This window comes from Paractinoplanes globisporus DSM 43857 (assembly GCF_000379645.1).
In the GTDB taxonomy this organism is placed as follows: Bacteria; Actinomycetota; Actinomycetes; order Mycobacteriales; family Micromonosporaceae; genus Actinoplanes; species Actinoplanes globisporus.
Genome location: NZ_KB903309.1, coordinates 20,927 through 44,487 on the forward strand (window position 1 = coordinate 20,927; position 23,561 = coordinate 44,487).

The window sequence follows — 23,561 nt, forward strand, 5'->3', positions numbered from 1 at the left end:
CTCGAGGCGCCCGTCCGGTTGCAGGGAGATTTCAGCGGGTGTGGCCGTTGCCGGTGACGATGTATTTCGTCGAGGTCAGCTCGGGCAGGCCCATCGGGCCGCGGGCGTGCAGTTTCTGCGTGCTGATGCCGATCTCGGCGCCGAAGCCGAACTCGCCGCCGTCGGTGAAGCGGGTCGATGCGTTGATCATCACGGCGGCCGCGTCGACACGGGCCGCGAAGCGCCGGGTCGCGGTCACCGACTCGCTCACGATGGCCTCGGTGTGGCCGGTGCCGTAGCGGCGGATGTGGTCGATCGCGTCCTCCATCGAGTCGACTATCGCCACCGCGATGTCGGCCGAGAGGTATTCCTTGCCCCAGTCGGCCTGGGTGGCGGGGACGACGTCGTCGCTGTAACCGGCCACCCGCGGGTCGCCGTGCACGGTCACTCCGGCCGAGACCAGTTCCTCGATCACGAGCGGCAGGAACGAGTCGGCGATGTCGATGTGCACGAGCAGCGACTCGGCCGTGTTGCACGTGGACAGTCGCTGGGTCTTCGAGTTCACCGTTACGGCCAGCGCCTTTTCCAGGTCGGCGTTCTCGTCCACGTAGACGTGGCAGTTGCCCACGCCCGTCTCGATCACGGGGACCGTGGACTCCTCGACCACCGTCTTGATCAGGTCGGCGCCGCCGCGCGGGATGAGCACGTCGACCAGGCCGCGGGCGCGCATCAGCTCCTTCACCGAGTCGCGCGTGGTGGCGTCGAGCAGCTGGATCGAGTCGGCCGGCAGGCCCGAGTCGGCCACCGCCTTGCGCAGCACCGAGACGATCGCCGCGTTCGAGCTGAAGGCCGAGCCGGAGCCGCGCAGCAGAGCCGCGTTGCCCGACTTCAGACAGATGCCGGCGGCGTCGGCGGTCACGTTGGGCCGACCCTCGTAGATGATGCCGACCACGCCGAACGGCACCCGCACCTGCCGCAGCTCGAGCCCGTTGGCCAGGGTCGAGCCGCGCACCACGTCGCCGACCGGGTCGGGCAGCGCGGCGAGCTGACGCAGGCCGTCGGCCATCCCCTCGATCCGGGACGGGGTCAGCGTGAGCCGGTCGATCATCGCCTCGGACTGCCCGGCATCGCGGGCGTTGTTCACGTCCGCCGCGTTCGCGGCGACGATGTCCTCGGTGCGCTCGACCAGCCGGTCGGCCATCAGCAGGAGCGCGCGATCCTTTTCCGCGCGGGTCGCGGCGGCCAGGTCGATCGAGGCCGCGCGCGCGTCGGAGGCCTGCTGCAGCACGGACGTCATCGCGCACTCCTTAGAGAAGAACCAAGTCGTCCCGGTGGACGACCTCTCGTTCATATCCTGGGCCCAGTGCCGCGGCCAACTCGGGGGTCGACCGTCCGAGCAGCGCGGGCAGCTCGACGGCGTCGTAGTTGACCAGGCCGCGGGCCACCGGCGCGCCCTCGCTGTCGACCAGGTCGACCGGATCGCCGGCCGCGAACGAGCCGTCCACCGCGGTGATGCCGGCCGGCAGCAGCGACTTGCGCCGGGCCACCACGGCGGTGACCGCGCCCGGGTCGAGGTGCAGCCGGCCGCGCGGGGCGGTCGCGTGCGCGAGCCAGAAGAGGCGGGCGGCCGGCCGCTTTTCCGCCGCCCGGAACAGCGTGCCGACCTCGTCGCCGGCCAGCGCGGAACCGGCCAGTGGCGCGCTCGTGAGCACCACCGGGATGCCGAAGCCCGTCGCTATCTGGGCCGCCTCGACCTTGGTGACCATCCCTCCGGTGCCCACGCCCGACTTGCCTGGCCTGGAAATGCTAATTCCGGACAAATCCTCGTGCCGGGCAACGGTGGAGATCCGTTGCGACGCCGGATCGGAGGGGCTTCCCGTGTACAGCCCGTCCACATCGGAGAGCAGCACCAGCAGTTCGGCGTCGACCAGGGCGGCCACCAGCGCGGCGAGCCGGTCGTTGTCGCCGAAGCGGATCTCCTCGGTGGCGACCGTGTCGTTCTCGTTGACGATCGGCAGCGCGCCGAGATCGAGGAGTTTCCGCAGCGTCCGGTAAGCGTTGCGGTAATGCGCCCGGCGGGTCACGTCGTCGACCGTGAGCAGCACCTGGCCCACCGTGAGTCCGTGGCGCGCGAAACCCGCCGCGTACCGCCCGATGAGAAGGCCCTGACCCACCGAGGCCGCCGCCTGCTGGGTGGCCAGATCTCGTGGCCGGCGGCGCAGCCGCAGTGGCGCGAGACCGGCGGCGATCGCGCCGCTCGAGACCAGCACCACCTCGCGCCCGCTCGTGGCCAGGCCGCCGAGCACGTCGACGAGGGCGTCGACGCGCTGCTCGTCGATGCCGCCGGCCGCCGTGGTCAGCGAGGACGAACCCACCTTGACCACGACGCGGCGAGCACCGGTCACCACTTCGCGCACCCGGCCATTCTCCTCGGGTGTGCGCCCCGGCCCCGCCCGAGATCCCATATCGTGGCCCGGGTGACACCTCAGGAGTACGTCGAGGAGGTGCTCTCGCTCGTCGAGCGCATCCCCGAGGGCAAGGTCATGTCGTACGGGGCGATCGCCGACGCGCTCGCCGAGATCTCCGGGCGCAACTCGGCCCGGCAGGTCGGCTCGATCATGGCGCGGCACGGTGGCGGCGTGCCGTGGCATCGGGTGGTCAACAGCTCCGGGCGGACGCCGCCCGGGCACGAGCAGGAGGCCCGGCAGCGCTTGCTGAGCGAGGGCGTCCCCCTGAAGGGTGATCATGTGGACATGACCAGAGCAGCATGGACGCCGTGATGGAGATCGGTCAGCCGAGCCGCACGGCCTTCAGCGCGGCCCGCTATCGGGCGGCCCACCAGGTGCTCGAGCGCGGGGTCATTTTCCAAGACCCGTTTGCCGTACGCATTCTGGGCGTCCCCGAGTCGGAGTTGCTCGCGGACGCGCCGCGCCGGGCCATGCGCGCGTTCATCGCCGCCCGGCACCGGTTCGCCGAGGATGCGCTCGCCGCGGCCGTGGTCCGGGGAGTGCGGCAGGTCGTGGTGCTGGGCGCGGGGCTGGACACGTTCGCCTACCGGAACGACTTCGAGGGTGTGCGCGTCATCGAGGTGGATCACCCGGCGACCCAGGCCTGGAAACGGGAGCGGCTCGCGGAGACCGGGATCGAGGTTCCCCCGACCGTGTCCTACGTCGGTGTCGACTTCGAGGCGTCGTCGCTGGCCGAGCGGCTGCCGCTGACCGGGCCGGCCTTCTTCGTCTGGCTCGGCGTGGTCCCCTATCTGACCCGCGCCGGCTTCGACGCCACCATCTCGTACATCTCCAAGATCCCGGGGAACGAGGTCGTCTTCGACTACGCCCAGTCGCCGGAGAAGATGCCGGCCGACCGGCGGGCGGCGCTGGAGGCGCGGGCGGCCCGGGTGGCGCGGATCGGCGAGCCGTGGCTGACCTACTTCGAGCCGGCCGAGATCGCGTCGTACCTGGCCGGGCTCGGTTTCGGCGAGATCGAGGATCTCGGTCCGGCCCAGCTGGCGGCGCGCTTCTTCAACCGGCATGACGTGCCGCCGGACACGCCCGGCGGTCACCTGCTGCGGGCGGTCACAGGCCGATGAAGGCCGCGGCGCCGCGGATCTGAAACTCGAGGAAGCCCCGGCGGTCCTCGTCGACCGAGTTGTTGAGCTGGCCGAACAGCTCGGCGCTGACCGCGCCGCAGAGCTGGATGAACGCGGCCATCGCGGCGCCGACCAGCCGGGGCGGGATGTCCGGGCCGAACTGCTCGGCGACGGCCGCGAGCTCCTCGGCGTACCGGCCGGTGATCTCGGGTCGCTCGGCGATCCGGCCGGCCGCATAGGCGTCGCGCACGATCCCGGCGATCAGGAAGATCACGCGCGTGGCCGGCATGATCGTGTCCTGCGGCGCCTGATAGCCGGGGACCGGACTTCCGTAGATCAGGGCCCACTGGTGCGGTTCGGCCAGGGCCCAATCGCGCACGGCGAGGCCGACGGTCACCAGCCGATCGGTGAAGTCGGCGCCGGCGGCCGCGGCGTCCGCGCGCTCCGCCGCCTCACCCACCGAGTCGTACGCCTCGATGATCAGCGCGGTGAGCAGCTCGTCGCGGCTCGCGAAGTAGCGGTAGACGGCGGACGAGGCCATGCCCATGTCCCGCGCGACCGCCCGCAGCGACAGGTTGGCCCCGTCGCTGGCGAGGTGCCGCCGGGCCACCGCCTTGATCTCTTCGGTCATCTCGGCCCGCACCCGGGCGCGTACTCCTGAGGCGCTCATACGGACCAGTGTGCCACAACGAGAGCACTGCTCTTGCATTCGTCACGAGATCGTGTAATCGTTGTTCTCAACAGAGAGCAGTGCTCGCGAAGGAGAACAGCAATGTCGAACAACGTCATCATCGGCTCCGGCCCGATCGGCAGCGCCATCGCCGGCCTCCTCGCCGACCGGGGCGAATCGGTCACGATGGTCACCCGCAGCGGCCGCGGTCCGGCTCACCCGCAGATCAAGCTGGTCGCGGCCGACGCCTCCGAGGCCCACCGCCTCACCGCCCTGGCCGAGGGCGCCGCGGCCGTCTACAACTGCGCGAACCCGAAGTACACGGAGTGGGAGAAGCTCTGGTATCCGATGAACGACGCGATGATCGCCGCGGCCAAGGCGGCCGGCGCCGTCTACGTCATCACCGGAAACCTGTACGGCTACGGTCCCCAGCCCGGCGGCCACATGGACGAGAACACGCCGCTGGCCGCCGTGGGCCGCAAGGGCAAGGTCCGCATCAAGATGTGGCGCGACGCCCTCGACAGCGGCGTGCCCACCGTCGAGGTCCGCGGCTCGGACTACCTCGGCGCGGGCGCCGTCGGCGTCTTCTCGTCGGTGCTGCTCCCCGCGATGGCCAAGGGCCGCACGGCGTGGGCCCCCGGCAACCCCGACCTGCCGCACAGCTTCACCTACACCGGCGACATGGCTCGCACGATGGTCACGCTGGCCCGGGACGAGCGCGCCTACGGCCAGGCCTGGCACGCCCCGACCCTGCCCGCCGTCACCATCCGCGACCTGGCCGACCGCTACACCGATCTGACCGGCCAGCCTCGCCTGAAGCTCCGCGGCCTGCCCCGCTTCGTGATGCGCACCGCCGGCCTGGTCGTCCCGATGGCCCGCGAGCTGGCCGAGATGGACTACCAGTTCTACGCGCCGTTCCACCTCGACAGCCGGCTGACCGAGGACACCTTCGGCCTGAAGCCCACCGACCTCGACGTGCCTCTGCGCGAGATCGCCACCTCGGCGAACGCCACTCTCGCCCGCCGCATGAACTGACCCAGAACCGCTCGGCCGGCCCTTTCACGGGGCCGGCCGCTTGTCGTCAGAGCAGGAGGCCGACCCCCGCGCGCCGGGGGTCGCCGGCGGCGCCGGCCTGACCGACCGCGTTGGCGCCGCCGAAGTAGTGGTTGAGCGCGGGCCATTGCTTGATGTGGTAACCGGCCGCGGCCAGCAGGGCGAGCTCGTCCCGCGGGTAGCCGGCCTCGACGTGAACCGTCTCGTCCACGACGTGGAAGCGCGGACGCGCGATCGCGGTGGCCATGTCGACCTCGTCGACCAGCACCCCGAGCAGCGTGTCGATCAGCGCCGTGCGGATCCGTGAGGCCCCCGCCGAGCCGGCCGCCACGGCCAGTCGTCCCTCGCCGTCGATGACCACGAGCGGGCACATGTTCGACGACATCCGCCGGCCGGGGGCCAGGTCGTCGGTGATCAGTTCGCCCTCGCCCAGCATCGAGTTGAGGTTGATGCCCAGCCCGGGCAGCCAGACGCCCGACCCGAGCCCGAGTGTCGTCGTGATCACGCAGGCGTTGCCCTCGGAGTCGACCACCGACACGTTCGTGGTGTCCCCGATCTTCTGCCGCCCCTGGTCGCGCAGCGCGGCCGCCACCCCGGGCGCCCGGCGCGGCCGGGACAGGTCGGCGGGCAGGCCGGCGATCGTGTCGACCACGCGGTTCAGGTCGTGCCGGGCCCGCACCTCGTACCCGCCCAGCTTCGCCCGGTCGACCGGCGTCTCCAGCACCCGGTAGTCGGCCAGGTCGCGCGGCCCGAGCGCGCCGCCCGCGGCCCGTACCGTGTCGACCAGGATCGAGGCGAAGTCACCCGTGTAGAAGATCGACGGCCCGACCACGGCCAGCGCGTCCAGCGCGGTCGCCAGCCCGGGGTGGAACAGCACGTCGCCCCCGCTCAGCTGACGCCCGCGCGGGGTGTAGACCGCCGCGCCGTCGCCCCAGGCCAGCGCCGGCGCGCAGGAGTCGAGCGTGCGGGCGTGCGCGTCGGGGATCGGCACCCCGGTCTTGGCCATCGCCGCCGCCGGCGCCACCACCTCGGCCCACGGCAGCCGTCCCCAGCGCCGGTGCACCTCGCCGCAGCCGGCCGGCACCCCGGGCACCGCGACGCTCGCCCCGCCGATCGAGTAGACCTGCGGCAGCCCGCCGAAGAAGACGTCCACCGAGATCATCGGCCCGGCCTCGCGGTCGCCGTCCGTGCCCGGCACCGCCACGAAGAAGTCGAGACAGGTGACCTCGCCGGTGGCCGCCTCGAAGTATGTGGCGAACCCGCCGCCACCCAGCCCCGTGAAGATCGTCTCGGCGACACAGCACGCGAGAGCCGCCGCCACCGCGGCATCCGCCGCCGTGCCGCCCTCCCGCAGCACCTGCAGGCCGGCCCGTGCCGTCGCCGGATGGCTGGCGGCGACCCCCGCCGCAACGCGTTTCATGCGGCGAAGCGTAGGCGTAGGGGCTTGATCGTGGTTAGCATGCGCGTCCATGACGACCGCCGGTCCCTCTCCGGATGTACGGCCGACCGGCGTGTTGCCGCGCCGGGTCCTTGCCGGTTACTCGCTGGGTTCGCTGGTCACGGGCGCGTTCGGCACCGTGCCCGGCTTGCTGCTCTTGCCGTATCTGACGGACACCTTGGGTATTGCGGCGGGTATGGCCGGGCTGCTGGTCCTGCTGCCGAAGGCGTGGGACGTCCTGGTCAATCCCCTCGCCGGCCGGATCTCCGACCGCCGTGGCGACCGCCGCCCGTTCCTGCTCGGCGCCGGCCTCACGCTGGGCGTCCTCTTCGCCGCCATCTTCGCGGGCCCGATCCGCAGCGGCGCGGGCGCCGGCGCGTACGTGGCGATCGCCTTTCTCACCGCGGCCACCGCGTACGCCTTCTTCCAGGTCCCCTACGTCGCGATGCCGGCCGAGCTCACCGACGGGTACGACGAGCGCACGCGGCTGATGACCTGGCGGGTGGCCGTGCTCGCGCTGGCCATCCTGATCTCCGGCGCGCTCGCCCCGCTGGTGGTCGACCAGACCGGCGGCGGCATTCCCGGTCACCGGTGGTCCGGTGTCTTCGTCGGGGCGCTCATCGTGGTGGGCACACTCGGCGTCTATTTCGGTACCCGGAAGGCAAAAATCCATGCCGCCGGCGAGTCCGAGCCCGATCTGCGCGCCCAGCTGCGGGTGGTCGTGGCCAACCGTCCATTCCGTGCCCTCCTGCTGTGCTGGGTGATCCAGGCCGTCGGCATCGGCACGATGCTCGCCGGAGTCCAGTACTTCGCCGATCACGTGATCGGCGCCGACTCGGGGGCGACGTTCCTCTTCGCCGCCTTCGTCGGCCCTGCCCTGCTGGTCATGCCGCTCTGGTCCCGGGTGGGCGCCCGCTTCGGCAAGCCGGCGTCGCTCATCGCGGCCTCGCTGCTCTTCGCCGTCGGCGCGCTGGCCCTGCTCGCCGCGCCGGCCCTGCCCGCGGCCCCGATCTATCTGATCGTCGCGCTCATCGGCTGCGGGTACGCCGGCCAGCAGGTCTTCGCGATGGCGATGCTGCCGGACTGCATCGCGTACGACACCGAGCGGACCGGCCGCCGCCAAGCCGGCGTCTTCACGGGGGTGTGGACGGCGGGGGAGACCCTCGGTCTGGCCCTCGGGCCCGGCATCTACGCATTGGTTCTCCAGGTTTTCGGGTACGTCTCGTCCTCCACCGGGGAGGCAGCGCCCCAGGACGACACGGCTCGGCTGGGCGTGCTGCTCGGTTTCACCCTGGTGCCGGCCGCTTTGGTCGGCGGCGCTGTGCTGCTGCTCCGCGCCTACCGTGACATCTCTCGCTGACCTGTTCGGATAGCGTCAGCCCATGGTCGAAGCGCTGCCGAGCAAGGGTGTTTCCGGCGAGCAGATCCTCGAGGAGCTTCGTGAGCTCCGCCGGGCCGATCTGCCCACACATGGCGGACGGTTGTTCGCCTATGTCTATGATCCCGCGCTCGGCGGGCTCGACGACCTGGCCGGCGCGGCGCATGCGATCTCCGCCCACGTCAACGGTCTCGACCCGACCGCGTTCCCGTCCCTGCTGGCGATGGAGAACGCCCTGGTCGGTGCCGCGGCGAGGCTCCTGAACGGCGGCACCGAGGCGGTCGGCAGCGTCACGAGCGGCGGCACCGAGTCGCTGATCCTCGCGGTCAAGGCGGCCCGCGACAGCCGCCCCGAGCTGACCGCTCCGCGCCTGGTGATCCCGTCGACCGGGCACGCCGCGTTCGCCAAGGCCGCGCACTATCTGCGCGTCGCGCTCGACGTGGTGCCGGTCGGCGACGACCTCCGGGCCGACCCGGCCGCCATGGCCGCCGCGATCACGCCCGACACCGTGCTTGTGGCGGCCTCGGCTCCGTCGTACGCGCACGGCGTGGTCGACCCGATCCCTTCGCTTGCCGCGGCCGCGGCCGAACGTGGAGTGCGCTTCCACGTGGACGCCTGCTTCGGCGGCTGGGTTCTGCCCTACCTGAAGCGGCTCGGCGCCGACCTGCCCGAGTTCGACCTGGCCGTGCCCGGCGTCACCAGCATCTCGGTCGACCTGCACAAATACGCGTACGCGCCGAAGGGCGTCTCGATCCTGCTGCACCGCGACGAGACGCTGCGCCTCCCGCAGTACTTCGCCTACGCCGGCTGGCCCGGCTACACGATGATCAACCCGATCATCTCCTCCACCCGTTCCGGCGGCCCGATCGCCGCGGCCGTCGCCACCCTGCGGTCCATCGGCGACGCCGGCTATCTCGAGCTGGCTTCGCGCACGCGGGAGGCGGTCGCCGTCCTCGCCGCGGCGGTCACGGCCACCGACGGCGTGCGGCTGTTCGCCCCGCCCGAGACAAGCGTCGTCTGCCTGGCGGCTTCCGATGGGGTCGACCTCTTCGTGCTCGCCGACGAGCTCGCCGCTCGCGGCTGGCACACCCAGCCGCAGATGACGTACGGGGAGATCCCGGCGACCATCCACCTCACCGTGACGGCCGCGGTGAGCGCGACCGCCGCCGATTTCGCGGCCGATCTCGCCGACGCGGTGGCCGAGACCCGCGCCCGCGGACCTGTTCTCCTCCCTGAGGCCCTCCTCGCGGCGGCCGGCGGGCTCACTCCCGAGATGGTCACGCCCGCCCTCGTCGCCGGGCTGGCCGAGGGGCTCGGACTCGGCGGGGGCGACTTCACCCGGATGGCCGAGGTCAACTCGCTGCTGAACGCCGTGCCGCCCGCCCTGCGCGAGGCGTTGCTGACCGGGTTCCTCAGCCTGCTGCAGCGGCCCGCGCCGGCGGCGGAGTAGGTTGACGTCGTGTCCGGTCTGCCAGGAGTGCTCGGGGAGCCCATCCGGTTCGTGCTGAACTGGGGGAGGCGCTATTCGCTCTGGGTTTTCAACTTCGGGCTGGCGTGCTGCGCGATCGAGTTCATCGCGTCGAGCATGAGCCGGCACGACTTCATGCGGCTCGGGGTGATCCCGTTCGCGCACGGTCCGCGGCAGGCCGACCTGATGGTCGTGTCGGGCACGGTCACCGACAAGATGGCTCCGGCCATCAAGCGGCTGTACGACCAGATGCCCGAGCCGAAATACGTGATCTCCTTCGGTTCCTGCTCGAACTGCGGCGGGCCGTACTGGGACTCCTACTCGGTCACCAAGGGCGTCGACCAGCTCATCCCGGTCGACGTCTACGTGCCCGGCTGCCCGCCCCGCCCCGAGGCGCTGCTGCACGGCATCCTCCGCCTGCAGGAAAAGATCGCCGCCGAGCAGTCGGGCCCCGGCGGGGTCAGCCGCCCCGACCCCCTTCGGGATGCTTCCTCTCTGACTGCCCCGATGGTCACCCCGCCGGTGGTCACGGGCGGCTAATCTCCGCCATATGAGTGAACAGCCTCGCGCCGACTTCATCATCGACGTTCTGACCAGGGAATTCGGCGAGCTCATGGCGCTCGACCCGGCCGCCTTCCGGCGGAAGTTCCGGAAGATGGCGGCGTCGCCGTTCGCGTTCTACCGGGGCAGCGCCTCATTGTTCTACGCCGACCAGGTCGGCGCGTACCGGGACGACAGCTTTCTCGACGAGCGCACCAGCCGGGTGTGGATCCACGGCGACCTGCACGCGGAGAACTTCGGGACGTACATGAACTCGTCGGGCGTGCTGGTCTTCAACGTCAATGACTTCGATGAGGCGTACGTCGGTCCGTTCTCCTGGGATCTGAAGCGGTTCGCGGCCAGCGTCGCGCTGATCGGCTACCAGAAGGCGCTCTCCGACGACAACATCTCCGTGCTGGTCACGGCGTTCGCCCGGTCCTACCTGACCGAGCTGCGCGCCATCGCGGCCGGCGGCGACGACGCGATCGGGTCGATCACGCTCGAGAACGCGGACGGCGTGCTGCGCCACGTGCTGCAGGAGGCCCGGCTCAACACCCGGGTCGACCTGCTCGCCGGGCAGACCACGATCGATGACTACGAGCGCCGCTTCTCGCTGTTCGACGGCGTCTACGAGGTCGACGAGGCGACCCAGGCCACCGTGACGAAGGCCTTCGAGCAATACCTGGGGACGCTGCCCGAGGCGACCCGGCCGATCGCCACCAACATCAAGGACATCAAGCTGCGCAAGGGCGTCGGCATCGGTTCGGCCGGCCTGCCGTCGTACAACCTGCTGCTCGAGGGGCACACCCAGGCGCTCGAGAACGACGTGATCATCTACATGAAGCAGGCGCAGGTGCCGGCCGTGGCGCGCTGGATCGACGACGAGCGCGTGAAGTCGTACTTCCTGCACCAGGGTCATCGCACCGCCGAGTCGCAGCGGGCCCTGCAGGCGCACGCCGACCCCTGGCTGGGCTACACCGCGCTCAACGGGGTCGGCCAGCTGGTCGCCGAGGTCTCGCCGTACGCGGCCGACCTCGACTGGTCCGACGTCAACGAGCCCGACGAGCTCAACGGCGTCATCACCGACCTGGGCCGCGCGGTCGCCCGCATGCACTCGGTCGCCGACGACGAGTCCAGCCACGACCTGGTCGACTTCTCCACCGAGGAGTCCATCGTCGCCGCCGTCGACAAGGACGAGGCCGGCTTCGTGCGGCACCTGGTCGACTTCGCCCACCGCTACGGCGATCAGGCCCGCGAGGACCACCAGGACTTCGTCGACCTCTTCCGCAACGGCAGGCTCCCCGGCCTGTAAACCCGATCGTGACCATAGGATGGCTGCCATGACTCCCGAAGAGGTCGGCGAGCGCATGGTGGCCCTCCTGGCGAGCGAGACCGAGGACGCGCCACAGGCCGTCGCCGGCGTCACCGGCGGCGGCCCCGGCCACGAGCGTGCCGTCGTCGACGTGCCGGTCGCCCGCTGGTGGGAGGCGGTCGGCACGGCGAAACACAACGGCGCCCTCGGCTGCGACTACTTCGACTGGCTGTCCGCCGTCGACGAGCTCGACGAGGGCTTCTCCGTGCTCTGCCACCTGTACTCGACCCGCCGCAAGCACTCGCTGCTGATCCGCACCCGCGTGCCCCGCGAGGAACCGACCGTCGAGTCCGTCGTGGAGCTGTTCCCGGGCGCCACCTGGCACGAGCGGGAGACGTTCGAGATGTTCGGCATCATGTTCGCCCGCCACCCCGATCTGAAGCCGCTGCTGCTGCCGCCCGGCTTCGAGGGTCACCCGCTGCGCAAGGAGTTCGTGCTCGCCTCCCGGGTCGCCAAGGCCTGGCCGGGCGCCAAGGAGCCGGGCGAGTCGGAGCACGCCACCGCCAAGCGCGCCCCGATGCGGCCGCCCGGCGTGCCCGACCCGGCCGAGTGGGGCCCGAACGCGAGGGGCGAGTAGATGCCCCTCTGGCTGGATCTGACCGTCCGGGTCGTGGCGGTCGTCGTCGGCTTCCTCGTGCTCCCGCTGCTGGTCGGCCAGGCCGAGCACAAGGTCATGGCGCACATGCAGGGCCGCCTCGGCCCGATGTACGCGGGCGCCTACCACGGCTGGGCGCAACTGGTGGCCGACGGCGTCAAGTTCGTGCAGAAGGAGGACGTCACCCCGAAGGACGCCGATCGCGGGGTCTTCCGGCTGGCGCCTATCGTCGCGCTCTTCCCGTACCTGCTGATCTTGTTGGTCATTCCGCTCGGACCCGGAAGCCTGGTCGCCCAGCCCTTGGACGTGGGTTTGTTCTTCGTCCTCGCCGTCCTCGGCGTGGGCGTGCTGGCCGTGCTGATGTCGGCGTGGGCGAGCGGCAACAAGTACAGCCTGCTCGGTGGCCTGCGCGGCGGCGCCCAGTTGCTCGGCTACGAGCTCCCGCTGGTGCTGGCCGCCGCGAGCGTCGCGATGGCCGCCGGCACGCTGAGCCTCCCCGGCATCGTCGAGGCCTGGAAGCCCTGGTGGCTGCTCTGGCAGGCCCCGGCCGCGATCATCTTCTTCGTCGCCGGCCTCGCCGAGATCCGCCGCCCGCCGTTCGACATGCCGATCGCCGACTCCGAACTGGTCTTCGGCTACATGACGGAGTACACGGGTCTGCGCTTCGCCTTCTTCCTGCTGGCCGAGTACGTCGGCATCATCGTGATCGCCGCCCTCACCACGGTGTTGTTCCTCGGCGGCTGGCACGGCCCGCTATCCGACCAGCTGGGCTGGCTGTGGACGCTCGTGAAGATCTTCGCCCTGTCCTTCGTGATCATCTGGCTGCGAGTCTCCTATCCCCGCCTCCGCGAAGACCAACTCCAACGCCTGTGCTGGCTGGTCCTCGTCCCCCTCGCCCTGGCCCAGCTGATCCTCACCGCCGCCGTCAAGCTCGCGATGTGACCGATCAGAGCGGCCGGGGGCACTCGATGATCAGGTGCTCCTCGCGTGTCCCGGTCGGGGCGTAACTTCCCAGGTCGGCATCGAGATCGTAGGTGTGGACAACGGCGGGTCCGGCGATGTCGACCCGCCAGCAGCAGATCCGCCGGGAGGAAGAACGTCGTACCCGCCGGCCGAGCGTCGACGCGGAACACGAGGACATCAGGCACGAAGGCGGTCGTGTCCGAGAAGCGAACCTGCACGATGCGACCCGCCTCAGTCGCGGGCCGGGAAGCAACCTATCGGAAGATCTCGCGGGGGTGTGCTCGCGTCGAATAGGGCGACGGGGCAGGATATGCGTTTGTGAGTGACGACGGGGAGCGGGGCACGCCTGGCAAGGGGCTGGTGCAAGGGCTTGCCGTCACGCTCAAGACGATGACCAAGCGGTCGACGACACGGCAGTACCCGGACGTCGAGCCCGATCTTCCGCCGCGCAGCCGGGGCGTGATCGCGCTGCTCGAGGAGAACTGCACGGTCTGCATGCTGTGCGCTCGCGAGTGCCCCGACTGGTGCATCTACATCGACTCGCACAAGGAAGAGGTCATCGTCCCGGGCGCCGCGCGGGCTCGGCAGCGGAACGTTCTGGACCGTTTCGACATCGACTTCTCGCTCTGCATGTACTGCGGGATCTGCATCGAGGTCTGCCCGTTCGACGCGCTGCACTGGACCCCCGAGTTCGAGTACGCCGAGACCGACGTCCTCGACCTGCTGCACGACAAGAACCGCCTGGGGGAATGGATGCGCACGGTGCCTCCGCCGCCGGCGCACGACGTGCTCGGCGAGCCCTCGAAGGAGGAGGCCACCGCCGCGCGCAAGGCCGCGGGTCCGGGAGCGGCAAAACCAGCCCGAGCCAACGTACGCCGGGACACCGCGCCCCCGGAGCCTCCGCAGTGACCGTGGCGGACGCGCTCATGCTGGCCCTCGGCGTGATCGCGGTCGGTTCCGGCGCCCTGGTCGTCACCAGCTCGCACCTCGTCCGCGCCGGCTTCTACCTGGTGGTGAGCCTCGGCGCGGTCGCCGGCCTCTACCTGGTGATGGGCGCCGAGATGGTCGCCTGGGTGCAGGTGCTCGTCTACGTCGGCGCGGTCGTCGTCCTTCTGCTCTTTGCCGTGATGCTCACCCGCGCCCCGATCGGCCCGTCGCGCGACCTGGACCGCCCGGCCCTGCCCGCCGCGATCATCGGCGCCGGTGTCGGGTTCGGACTGGCCGCGCTGCTCGCCGACGCGTTCCGCTGGACGCGCTTCGACCTGCCGCCGCCCGGCACCGCCCAGCGGGTCGGCGAGCAGATCTTCGGCGCCTGGGTGCTGCCGTTCGAGGTGCTCTCGATCCTGCTGCTGGCCGCCCTGGTCGGCGCGATCGTGCTGTCCCGCCCCGACCTCGGCGCCCGCCCCGACCCCGAGGCCGCCGGCCGGCCGGTCGAGCCCCCGCACGGCCCGGTGGACGAGACCGCCGAGGTGGTCGCCCGGCTCGAGCGCATCGCCGCACGTCAGTCCGCCGCGCAGGACCGGGTCCGCCAGGCGCACGCCGACAAGGTCGCCGCCGAGAACCGGGCCGCCGCCGCGACGGTCGTGGCCGAGCCCGACGAGGAGACCGACCCGCTCCGGGAACGCGCTCGCGAGATCATCTTCCGCGCCCACGAGGCACGCCCCCGGGTCGGCGAGCTGGATCCCGAAACCGGGACGGCCCCGGCCTATGACGACGTGATCGAGGGCGAGAGCTACGTCGTCGACGACAGCAGAGCACTCCCCGGGCCGGCGACGAACAAGAAGGACGAGGGGGAGGAGTGATGCACGCCGTCATCCCGTACGTCGTCGCCGCCGCTCTCTTCGGAATCGGCGTCTACGGCGTGCTGCGCCGGCGCAACGCGATCCTCGTGCTGATGGCCGTCGAGCTCATGCTCAACGCGGTCAACGTGATCCTGGTCGCCGCCGACGCCACGGTCAGAGCGACGCTGACCGGCGTGCAGCCCGAGGCGTGGGCGCATCCGGCGCCCGAGCCGCGGGCCGGTGCGATCTTCGCGCTGTTCGTGATCGTGCTGGCCGCGGCCGAGGTCGGCGTCGGGCTCGCGATCGTCCTGCAGTACTACCGCCTGCGACGGGCCGTCGTCCTGGACGAGGTGGCTCTGCACGAGCATGACCACGAGCGGGTGACCGCGTGACCGCCGGAGTCCTCGGTGCGCTCATTCCGGGCGTACCCCTGCTGCTTGGTCTTGGTGGTCTCACCCTGCGTGCGTCGGACGACCAGGGTGACCCGGCTCCCCGCCGGTCCGCGGCCACGCTCGGCATAGCCGGCGCGGCGATCTCGCTCGCGGTCACCCTCGCGTTGTTGATCTTTGCGAGTACGCCGATAGACGCGAACCGCCGCTGGGTGACCATCGGCGGCATCGACGTCACGCTCGGCATCTCGGTCGGGGACGCGGCCCTCTACATCGCGGTCGCCGTCTGTGTGGTCGCGCTGTTCGTGCAGATCTACTCGGTCGCCTACCTGCACGACGACCCTCGTTACGCGCCGTACGCGGCCCAGGTGAGCCTGTTCACCGGCGCGATGCTGCTGGTCGTCACGTCCGGTGACCTCATCGGCATGCTGGTCGGCTGGGAGGTGATGGGCGCCTGCTCGTACCTGCTGATCGGCCACGACCGGCGGCTGCCCGAGGCCCCCGCCGCCGCGGTCAAGGCGTTCCTGGTCACCCGGGTCGGCGATGTCGGCTTCCTGCTCGGCGTGGCGCTGCTGATCGTCGAGACCGGCACCTCCCGGATCAGCGTGGCGCTCGCGCACCACTACTCGACCGCCACGCTCACCGCCGCCCTGCTGCTGTTGCTGGCCGGGGTGGCCGGCAAGAGCGCCCAGTTCCCGCTGCACACCTGGCTTCCCGACGCGATGGCCGGCCCCACCCCGATCTCGGCGCTGATCCACGCGGCCACCATGGTCGCCGCCGGTGTCTACGTGGTCTTCCGGATGTACCCGCTGTACGAGCAGTCCGCGGCCGCTCTCGCGGTGCTCGGCGTGATCGCCTCGATCACGATCCTGCTCGGCGCGCTGAGCGCCACCGCGCAGGACGACATGAAACGCGTGCTGGCCTGGTCGACGGTCTCCCAGATCGGGTACATGACCGGCGCGCTGGCCGTCGGCTCGCCCGCCGCCGCGCTGTTCCACCTGCTCACCCACGCCGCGTTCAAGGCGCTGCTGTTCCTCGCGGCCGGCGCGGTGATCCACGTGGTCGGCACCAACTACCTGTCCCGGATGGGCGGGCTGCGCGAGCACATGCCGATCACCTTCTGGTCGTTCGTGATCGGGCTCGGCGCGCTGGCCGGACTGCCGCCGCTGTCCGGCTTCTGGTCGAAGGAGAACATCCTGACCGCGGCCCTGCACGCCACCGACGGCGGCGGCCCGGCGCCGGTCTGGGTGGGCTGGGTGGTGTGGCTGTCCGCGCTGTTCGCGGTCGCGATCACCGCCTGGTACGCGACGCGCCTGCTGCTGTGCGCGTTCTTCGGCGTGTCCCGCGAGCACGGCCCGGACGGCCCCGACTGGGAGATCGGCTTCGACGACGCCCGCTACACCCGCCCGCGTACGCCGCACGACCCGCCGGCCGCCATGCGCTGGCCGATCATGCTGCTCGCGGTGCCGGCCGCGCTGCTCGGCCTCGTCGCGTACGCCCCCGGCTTCCGGAGCGCGCTCGAACTGGAGGAGCCGCACCTGAGCGCCGCGATCGTGCTGCCGCTGGTGCTGCTCGCGCTCGGCGCCGGCGCCGCCTGGTGGCTGTGGCGGGAGGCCCCGGGCGAGGACCCGGCCGTCGCGCTCGGCCCGGCACGGCCGTTCCTGGCCGCCGGATTCCGGCTCGACGCGGTGCAGCAGACGTTGGTCGTACGCCCGGTTCGCGCGCTCGCCGGCCTGGTCACCGCCACCGACGAGCGGGTGGTCGACGCCACCGTCGAGGGCACCGGGGTCGCCGCGACCCGGCTCGGCGGCCTGCTCACCGCCGCGCACCGGTTCGCCCTGCCCGGGGCCGCGGTCCTGGTCCTGGGCGGCGCCCTCGTGCTGACCCTCTGGTTCGGAGCCGCCTCGTGACCGTCTACCAGGTGATGCTCGTCGCGACCGTCGCGCTGCCCGCAGCAGGCGCCGGTGCGCTGGCCGTGCTGCCGGCCCGGCACGCCAAGATTCTCGCCACCGCCGTCGCCGCGGTCACGCTCGTGCCGATCGTGGTGCTCGCCTTCGCCCACCACTCGAGCTCTTCGTATGCGTCCCTCAGCCCGGCTCTCAGTCCGTGGGCCGACTACGACGTGTCCTGGGTGCCCGCCCTGCATCTCGACTTCCACCTCGGCGTCGACGGCGTCTCCTACCCGCTGGTCGCGCTCACCGGGCTGCTCACGCTGCTCTGCTGCGCGTACACGATGTGGAAGGTCCCTCCGGGCGGCTCGGCGCGTACGCTGCTGGCCCTGCTGTTGGTCTTGGAAGCCGGCATCCTCGGCACCTTCCTCGCCCTCGACCTGGTGTTGTTCTTCCTGTTCTTCGAGGTCGTTCTTCTTCCCATGTACGCGGTGATCGCCGGCTGGGGTGGCGAGGAGCGGCGCAAGGCGGCCCGCAAGTTCGTGCTGTACACGCTGTTCGGCTCGGTCCTGCTGTTGCTGGGCGTCATCACCGTCGCCGTCACCGCGGGCACCGGCAACCTGATCACCCTCACCGGCGGCCACGGTCTCGGCCGTAACACGCAGTACGCGGCCTTCGCGCTGTTCGCCGTCGCGTTCGCGGTCAAGGCGCCGCTGTGGCCGCTGCACACCTGGCTGCCCGACGCGCACACCCAGGCGCCCACGGTCGGCTCGGTGATCCTGGCCGGCGTGCTGCTGAAGATGGGCACCTACGGCCTCATCCGGGTCGGCGTCGGCGTCGCGCCGCTCGGCGCCCACTGGGCGGCCCCCGTCCTCGGCATACTCGCCGCCGCCGCGATCCTGGCCGGCGCTCTGATCTGCCTGCGGCAGACCGAGCTGAAGCGGTTGATCGCCTACTCCAGCGTCGGGCACATGGGTTTCGTCCTGCTCGGCATCGCCACGCTCACCGCGACCGGCCTGCAGGCCGCGCTGATCGGCAACGTGGCGCACGGGCTGATCACCGGCCTGCTGTTCTTCCTGGCCGGCGCGATCAAGGACAGGGCGCACACCGGCGAGCTCGCCGACCTCGGCGGCCTGCGGGAGACCGCACCCCGGCTGGCCGGCATCCTCGGCTTCGCCGCGATCGCCTCGCTCGGGCTGCCCGGCCTGGCCGGGTTCTGGGGCGAGGCGTTCGCGGTGGTGGCGGCCGTGCAGCGGGGCGGCGGGCTGTGGACGACGCTCGCCGTGCTGGCCGCGATCGGCGGGGCGCTCACCGCGGCGTACTTCCTGCGGTTGCTGCGCAAGGTGACGCACGGCCCGGTCGGTACTCCGGTTCCGGCCGGGATCGCCGGCGCCGAATGGTTCGCCTGGTCGCCGCTGGTCGCGCTCACCCTCGCGGTCGGGCTGGTGCCGGCCCTCGTGCTGGTGGCCACCGACGCGCCGGTGCTGGCGCTGACGGGAGCGATCCGATGACGATCGACCAGGTGGCGATCCTGCCGCTGTACGCCGCGTCGGGCACCGCGATCCTCGTCCTGCTGGCCGATCTGCTGGTCGCCCGGCGAGCCGTCACCATGGGGGCGCTCGCGCTCGGCGGGATCGCGACCGCGGTCTGCGCGATCGCGGTCGGCGGCTCGCGTGCTCCAACGTTCTGCGCCGGTGGCGAGTGCTCGTGGGTTCCCAGCCCGATCGCCGTGGTCACCGCCGTCCTCTTCGCGGGCCTGACCGTGGGGGTGCTGGCCCTCTCGGTGCCGGCGCTGCGCCTGGGGACGGCGCCGGCCGGGGAGTTCTGCTTCCTGCTGGCCTCCTCGATGACCGGCGGTGTGGTGATCGGCTACTCCGGCGATTTGATCTCGCTGATCGTCGGGCTGGAGACGCTGACATTGCCGCTCTACGTCCTGGTCGGCCTGCGCCGCTTCGCGCCCCGGGAACGGATCTCGACCGCCGGCGCGTCGGCGTCGATCACCTTCTTCCTGATCAGCGTCATCTCCACGGCGATCGCGCTGCTCGGGGCCGCGCTCAACTACGCCGCCACCGGCGCGATCCACCTCGACCGCCTGATCGACGGGTACGGTCCGGCGGCGTCGGTCGCGCAGGTCGGCGTGGCACTCCTGGTGATCGGCTTCGCGTTCAAGGTCGCGGCGGTGCCGCTGCATGCCTGGGCGCCACCGACGTACGAGGGCGCGCCGCTCCCGATCGCGGCGTACCTGTCGACCGCCTCCAAGCTGGGCGGGGTGCTGGCGTTGGCGGCGATCGTGTCCCGGCTGGACGCGGCCGCGATCACGGCGGCCCTGGCCGTGCTCACGATGACGGTGGGCAACCTGGTCGCGCTCCGCCAGGACCGCATGGTCCGCCTGCTGGCCTGGTCGTCGATCGCGCAGGCCGGATATGTGCTCGCGGCCCTGGCGCTGGGCGGGCCCGGCGTGCAGGCGGCGATCGTCTACGCGGTCTTCTTCATGATCCTGGAGTTCGTCGCCTTCGCGGCGGTCGTCTCCCTGCGTCCGGTCGCCGCGGACGGGGGCGACATGCTCGCCTATCGAGGTGCCGGCCGGCGCTCACCGTGGCGTGGCGCGGCTCTGGTGCTGGCCTTCGCCGGCCTTGCCGGGCTGCCGCCGGGGCTGGCCGGCTTGTTCGCCAAGGTCACCGTGGTGGACGCCCTGATCGACGAGGGCTGGGGCTGGCTGGCCGGCGTTGTGGCGCTGAACGCGGTGATCGGGCTGGCGTATTACGTGCGGGCGGCGGCGAACCTGTACGCGGGGCCACCTAAGGTTGGCATCCAGGTGGTCGACCCTGAGCTGCTGGAAGGCGCCACCCACCCTCGTCTGGCGGTCGCACGGCCGGTGGCGGCCGCTCTGATCGTCGCTGCCGCCGCGGCGGTGGTGCTGGGGTTTGCGCCTCAGCTGCTCTTCGACGCCCTCAGCTAATGGGTCTGGAACCGGCCTGTTCCTGTTCGGTGAGGAGGCGAGACGACTGGTGGGATGTCGTGCCGGTTTGAGCACTGATCCATTAGCGCGTGCGTAGCTCCTCCTCACGGTGTTGGACTCGGGCCCGAGGCCCATCACGACGTCGAGGTGCAGGATGCCGGCGGGCGTCGGTTGGCCCGCCGCCGGCTGACGGAAGGCGTCGCCGGGATCGCCGCCCTGCACGCTCTGATCGCTGACCTGCTCGGTGACGGTGAGCCCTACACGGTGGTGGTCGGGATCGAAACCGACCGCGGCCCGTGGGTGCAGGCGCTGCTGGCGGCGGGCTATCAGGTGTTCGCGATCAATCCGCTGTCCGCCTCGCGTTATCGGGAACGGCAGGTCTGCGGCACCAGACGAGTCGTACTCGCCCGCGTGGCCGGCGACAAACGCCTGCGCGATGCCCTCTACCTGCAGGCCTTCTCCGCGCTCAGCCGGTCACCGGGCGCCCGCGCCTACCACGACAGCCACCGCGAACGCGGCCACACCCTCCACCAAGCACTACGGGCTCTCGCGAACCGGCTCGTCGGGATCCTCCACGGCTGCCTGCGCCACCGGCAGCCCTACGACGAAGCCACCACACCAAGCCAACTCCCCGCAGCCGCTTGACTTCTTACGCACGTGGGATGTCTAGGGGCGTCTAAGACCATGGGGCCGCTGCCCCACACCGTTAGGGCGTGATTGGCGGGCGGCTCGTGACGGCGGTGCAGTGGTAGCAGTGGTAGCGCGTTTCGTCGGAGCGGTACCACTCGTGCGCACCGCAGTCCTGTGTGCCTTTCGGGAACAGTGCCATGCACCAGAACGGCAGGACGACCCGTAGTCTCGTTCGCCATCGATACTTGGCCATGTTCGCCTCGGGTCCTCATTGTCGAGGCGGGTCGGTCTCCGCCGCGGTAGTTCGGGATTCACAGGCGGGTGAGTCTGTCCTCTACCTCTTGGCGGAGGTCGTCGGGGAGCGACTCGGCGTCCAGCAGGCGGGCCAGGGACGACGGGTTCAGCGTGTAGATGCCGAAGGCCTCGGCGATGCTCACGCTTTTAGCCGGGCGGTAGGTGACGGTGATGCCGTCGCCGGCTCGGACGTGGCCGGGGGTGATCACTCGCAGGTAGGCGCCGGTGCGGTTCTCGCGGGTGAACCGCTTCAACCACTGCGGCTCCTCCATCCTGGCCTGGAACGTGGCGCACGGGATGCGGCCGAAGGTGGGCTGCAGCTCGAGCTCGTCGCCGATGCGCCAGATCTCGCCGATCAGCGCGCCGTTGACGTCGATTCCCTCGGTGGTCAGGTTTTCGCCGAAGGCGCCGCCGGCCAGTTGCCGGCCGAGCTCCTTCTCCCACCAGTCGTAGTCCTCGCGGGCGTACGCGTAGACGGCCTGGTCGTTGCCTCCGTGGTGCTTGATGTCCCCGATCGGGTCGCCGATCAGCCCGCTGTGCAGACCGGTGGTCTTGGGGCCGGGCGGACGCACGTAGACCGGGTCGTACACCGGTCGCTTGTCGATGCCGGTCATCGCCAGTTTCTTCGCCGGGTTGGTGCGGGGCACCCCGACGTTCACCTGAAGAACCTTGCCGTCGGTCATGAGGAGAACTCCATCACCACGCGATCGAGGACCGGGCGGTAGCCGATCCGCTGATACAGCCCGTTGCTGGTCGGGTTGGCCAGGTCGGTGAAGAGGACCACGTCGGTCGCGCCCCGGTCGAGGGCCTCGCGGCTGACCGTCGAGGTGGCCGCGCCCGCGTAGCCGTGCCCGCGGAGCGTGGCCGGGGTGAAGACCATCTGGACGCGCACCATGCCGGCCTCGGGCCGCGAGCGGGTCGCCATCGAGACCGGCGAGCCGTCGACCTCCCACAACGTGACGCCGCCGTACGCTATCCGGTCGTCGACGACCGGGCCGAAGTCGTCCTCGAACACGTCGCCGATCTCCTCGTGGAACTCGGCGAACCACCGCAGCAGCAGGTCACGGTCGCCCGGGCCGGCCGTGCGCGGCGCACCGGCGGACGGTGCGGGCGGGGTCAGGGCGGCGAGCCGGTAGAGCCGGACGCGCATCGTCTCGGTCGCTTTCGCGCCGGTGCGGTCGCACCAGCCGGTGACGAACTCGGCGGCGTCGGCGGTCACCATGTTCACCCCCGGGAGCGGGCGGTCGGCGACCGCGTCGAGGGCCGCGGCCACGGCGCCGGCGGGGAGGCGGGAGAACATCATCGGATGGGGCGGGGTCTGGATCAGCGCGCCGTCGGTGACACCGTCGGCCGTGCGCCAGGCACCGAAAATGGGGTCCCCCGGGCCGTACGCATGCGGACCTCGCCTGCGCAACGTATCGACCAGGGTGAGAAAGACGGTGTGCTCGACGGGCCGGGACCTCAGGAAGTCACCCGCCGTCGAGGCGAAAGCCTCGACGTCCTCGGTCAGCTCCCACATGGCTCTCATCCTTCTCCGGGCGGGAGTGGGACGCACCCGATTAAAGACCCCAGGCCTTTGCGACCCGGGCCAGCGTGTCCTGCCGGGTCGCCGGGTCGAAGACCGTGCCGGCCAGGATCACCTCGTCGGCGGCGGTACGCGTGACCAGGTCGTCCAGGCCGGCCACGACCTCGTCGGCGGTGCCCGCGAACTGGGTCCCGGGCAGCGAGTCGAGCATCGCGCGGTCGAGGTCGGAGAGCTCCACGGCCGCGGCGGCGGACGGGGACACGATCGGGCCGAGCCGCCCGGTCCGCAGGCTCAGCGCCATGATCCGGCTGGGCCCGGCCAGGAACTGCGCCTCCTCCGTCGTCTCGGCCGCGATCACCGAGGCGCTGACCATGACGTGCGGTTCCGGATGGCGCGGCGACGGCTTGAAGCCCGACCGGTACAGGTGCAGGGCCGTGTCCACATCGGAGCTGGTCGCGAAGTGGTACGCGTAGCAGAACGGCAACCCCAGCGCGGCCGCGACCTGCGCGCCGTACGTCGAGGAGCCGAGCATCCACACCTCGGGGTAGCTCACCGCGGCCGGCGTGGCGTGCAGCCGGGCCGCGTCGCCCGGGTCGATCCGGTCGTCGCCGAGCAGCGCCAGCAGCGTCTGCAGATGCTCGGGGAACTGCTCGACCGTGAGGTAGGGAGAGACGCCGCGCAGCGCCGCCGCGGTCGCCTGGTCGGTGCCCGGCGCCCGGCCGATGCCCAGGTCGATGCGGCCCGGGTGCAGCGCCTCGAGCGTCGCGAACTGCTCGGCCACCACGAACGGCATGTGGTTGGGCAGCATCACGCCGCCCGAGCCGACATGGATCCGGCTGGTCCGCGCCGCCACCGCGGCGATCAGCACCGGCGGCGAGGTCGACGCCACGGCCGGCATGTTGTGGTGCTCGGCCACCCAGAATCGGGCGTAGCCCAGGTCGTCGGCGGTCTTGGCGATCTCGATGGTGCCCTGCAGCGCGTCGGCGCTGGTGTGCCCCTCTCGGACCGTGGCCAGATCGAGCACGGAAAGTGGGACGCGCATGCGATCG

At 71.3% G+C, this 23,561-nt stretch carries 21 protein-coding genes and 3 pseudogenes; 17 read left to right on the top strand and 7 right to left on the bottom strand.

What is annotated here, in order from left to right:
- Positions 1 to 31 precede the first annotated feature (31 nt).
- Both A3CQ_RS0124165 and proB read right to left on the bottom strand, forming a co-directional pair.
- Positions 32 to 1,276 (bottom strand): glutamate-5-semialdehyde dehydrogenase, encoded by a 1,245-nt coding sequence (locus tag A3CQ_RS0124165; RefSeq protein ID WP_020513536.1) that lies wholly within the window; start codon positions 1,274 to 1,276, stop codon positions 32 to 34.
- Positions 1,277 to 1,286: 10 nt separating this feature from the next.
- Entirely contained in the window at positions 1,287 to 2,444 is a 1,158-nt protein-coding gene (gene proB, locus A3CQ_RS0124170) for a glutamate 5-kinase (RefSeq protein WP_051115335.1), read from the bottom strand.
- Positions 2,445 to 2,456: 12 nt separating this feature from the next.
- Between proB and A3CQ_RS0124175 the strand changes: the two genes are divergently transcribed.
- Together A3CQ_RS0124175 and A3CQ_RS0124180 are read left to right on the top strand one after the other, a co-directional pair.
- A complete protein-coding gene (locus A3CQ_RS0124175) occupies positions 2,457 to 2,759 on the top strand; it encodes an MGMT family protein (RefSeq protein ID WP_026206130.1) in 303 nt (100 codons plus the stop codon).
- Positions 2,759 to 3,568, top strand: a complete 810-nt coding sequence (locus A3CQ_RS0124180; protein ID WP_040432779.1) for a class I SAM-dependent methyltransferase — start codon at positions 2,759 to 2,761, stop codon at positions 3,566 to 3,568. The genes A3CQ_RS0124175 and A3CQ_RS0124180 overlap by 1 nt, the downstream gene beginning before the upstream one ends.
- Here A3CQ_RS0124180 and A3CQ_RS0124185 read toward each other — a convergent pair.
- Positions 3,555 to 4,238: a TetR/AcrR family transcriptional regulator gene (locus A3CQ_RS0124185; RefSeq protein ID WP_026206131.1), complete on the bottom strand. Its 684-nt coding sequence runs from the start codon at positions 4,236 to 4,238 to the stop codon at positions 3,555 to 3,557. The genes A3CQ_RS0124180 and A3CQ_RS0124185 overlap by 14 nt on opposite strands.
- A gap of 102 nt (positions 4,239 to 4,340) precedes the next feature.
- Between A3CQ_RS0124185 and A3CQ_RS0124190 the strand changes: the two genes are divergently transcribed.
- On the top strand, positions 4,341 to 5,273 hold the full coding sequence (locus tag A3CQ_RS0124190; protein WP_020513541.1) for an NAD-dependent epimerase/dehydratase family protein: 933 nt from the start codon (positions 4,341 to 4,343) through the stop codon (positions 5,271 to 5,273).
- Positions 5,274 to 5,319: 46 nt separating this feature from the next.
- Here A3CQ_RS0124190 and A3CQ_RS0124195 read toward each other — a convergent pair whose 3' ends face one another.
- Entirely contained in the window at positions 5,320 to 6,711 is a 1,392-nt protein-coding gene (locus A3CQ_RS0124195; protein ID WP_020513542.1) for a gamma-glutamyltransferase, read from the bottom strand.
- A gap of 49 nt (positions 6,712 to 6,760) precedes the next feature.
- Here A3CQ_RS0124195 and A3CQ_RS53830 point away from each other — a divergent pair, with 49 nt between their 5' ends.
- From A3CQ_RS53830 to A3CQ_RS64350, 14 genes and pseudogenes are all read left to right on the top strand, one after another.
- Positions 6,761 to 8,089 carry an MFS transporter gene (locus tag A3CQ_RS53830; RefSeq protein WP_020513543.1) on the top strand — a complete coding sequence of 443 codons (1,329 nt, stop codon included), beginning with the start codon at positions 6,761 to 6,763 and terminating at the stop codon, positions 8,087 to 8,089.
- Positions 8,090 to 8,111: 22 nt separating this feature from the next.
- Entirely contained in the window at positions 8,112 to 9,557 is a 1,446-nt protein-coding gene (locus tag A3CQ_RS0124205) for a pyridoxal phosphate-dependent decarboxylase family protein (RefSeq protein WP_020513544.1), read from the top strand.
- Positions 9,558 to 9,566: 9 nt separating this feature from the next.
- Positions 9,567 to 10,115, top strand: a complete 549-nt coding sequence (locus tag A3CQ_RS0124210; protein ID WP_026206132.1) for an NADH-quinone oxidoreductase subunit B — start codon at positions 9,567 to 9,569, stop codon at positions 10,113 to 10,115.
- Between the two features lie 10 nt (positions 10,116 to 10,125).
- Entirely contained in the window at positions 10,126 to 11,427 is a 1,302-nt protein-coding gene (locus A3CQ_RS0124215) for a DUF2252 domain-containing protein (RefSeq protein ID WP_020513546.1), read from the top strand.
- A 28-nt stretch (positions 11,428 to 11,455) separates the two neighbouring features.
- Complete coding sequence (locus A3CQ_RS0124220) at positions 11,456 to 12,064, top strand: NADH-quinone oxidoreductase subunit C (protein WP_020513547.1); 609 nt, start codon at positions 11,456 to 11,458, stop codon at positions 12,062 to 12,064.
- Positions 12,065 to 13,024 (top strand): complex I subunit 1/NuoH family protein, encoded by a 960-nt coding sequence (locus A3CQ_RS0124225; RefSeq protein WP_020513548.1) that lies wholly within the window; start codon positions 12,065 to 12,067, stop codon positions 13,022 to 13,024.
- Positions 13,025 to 13,363: 339 nt separating this feature from the next.
- Positions 13,364 to 13,954: a NuoI/complex I 23 kDa subunit family protein gene (locus tag A3CQ_RS53835; protein ID WP_040432767.1), complete on the top strand. Its 591-nt coding sequence runs from the start codon at positions 13,364 to 13,366 to the stop codon at positions 13,952 to 13,954.
- A pseudogene (locus A3CQ_RS53840) lies at positions 13,951 to 14,475 on the top strand (NADH-quinone oxidoreductase subunit J family protein); the annotation flags it as partial. The gene A3CQ_RS53835 and the pseudogene A3CQ_RS53840, both read left to right, overlap by 4 nt.
- A 371-nt stretch (positions 14,476 to 14,846) precedes the next feature.
- The gene (gene nuoK / locus A3CQ_RS0124240; protein WP_020513551.1) at positions 14,847 to 15,218 is read left to right on the top strand and encodes an NADH-quinone oxidoreductase subunit NuoK; all 372 of its coding nucleotides are present in this window, start codon (positions 14,847 to 14,849) and stop codon (positions 15,216 to 15,218) included.
- A complete protein-coding gene (locus A3CQ_RS0124245) occupies positions 15,215 to 17,125 on the top strand; it encodes an NADH-quinone oxidoreductase subunit 5 family protein (protein ID WP_020513552.1) in 1,911 nt (636 codons plus the stop codon). Before nuoK ends, A3CQ_RS0124245 begins: the two co-directional genes overlap by 4 nt.
- 14 nt (positions 17,126 to 17,139) lie before the next feature.
- Positions 17,140 to 18,615 (top strand): complex I subunit 4 family protein, encoded by a 1,476-nt coding sequence (locus A3CQ_RS0124250; RefSeq protein WP_211216674.1) that lies wholly within the window; start codon positions 17,140 to 17,142, stop codon positions 18,613 to 18,615.
- Entirely contained in the window at positions 18,612 to 20,063 is a 1,452-nt protein-coding gene (locus A3CQ_RS0124255) for an NADH-quinone oxidoreductase subunit N (protein ID WP_020513554.1), read from the top strand. Before A3CQ_RS0124250 ends, A3CQ_RS0124255 begins: the two co-directional genes overlap by 4 nt.
- 81 nt (positions 20,064 to 20,144) lie before the next feature.
- Positions 20,145 to 20,429 (top strand): annotated as a pseudogene (locus tag A3CQ_RS64345) (IS110 family transposase); the annotation flags it as partial.
- 18 nt (positions 20,430 to 20,447) lie between these two features.
- Positions 20,448 to 20,708 (top strand): annotated as a pseudogene (locus A3CQ_RS64350) (IS110 family transposase); the annotation flags it as partial.
- A gap of 296 nt (positions 20,709 to 21,004) precedes the next feature.
- Here A3CQ_RS64350 and A3CQ_RS0124265 read toward each other — a convergent pair.
- The 3 genes from A3CQ_RS0124265 to A3CQ_RS53845 are packed head-to-tail and all read right to left on the bottom strand — an operon-like array spanning position 21,005 to position 23,554.
- Entirely contained in the window at positions 21,005 to 21,670 is a 666-nt protein-coding gene (locus A3CQ_RS0124265; protein WP_020513556.1) for an MOSC domain-containing protein, read from the bottom strand.
- Positions 21,667 to 22,506 (bottom strand): GNAT family N-acetyltransferase, encoded by an 840-nt coding sequence (locus tag A3CQ_RS0124270; RefSeq protein WP_020513557.1) that lies wholly within the window; start codon positions 22,504 to 22,506, stop codon positions 21,667 to 21,669. Before A3CQ_RS0124270 ends, A3CQ_RS0124265 begins: the two co-directional genes overlap by 4 nt.
- A 40-nt stretch (positions 22,507 to 22,546) precedes the next feature.
- Complete coding sequence (locus A3CQ_RS53845) at positions 22,547 to 23,554, bottom strand: LLM class flavin-dependent oxidoreductase (RefSeq protein ID WP_040432768.1); 1,008 nt, start codon at positions 23,552 to 23,554, stop codon at positions 22,547 to 22,549.
- Positions 23,555 to 23,561 lie beyond the last annotated feature (7 nt).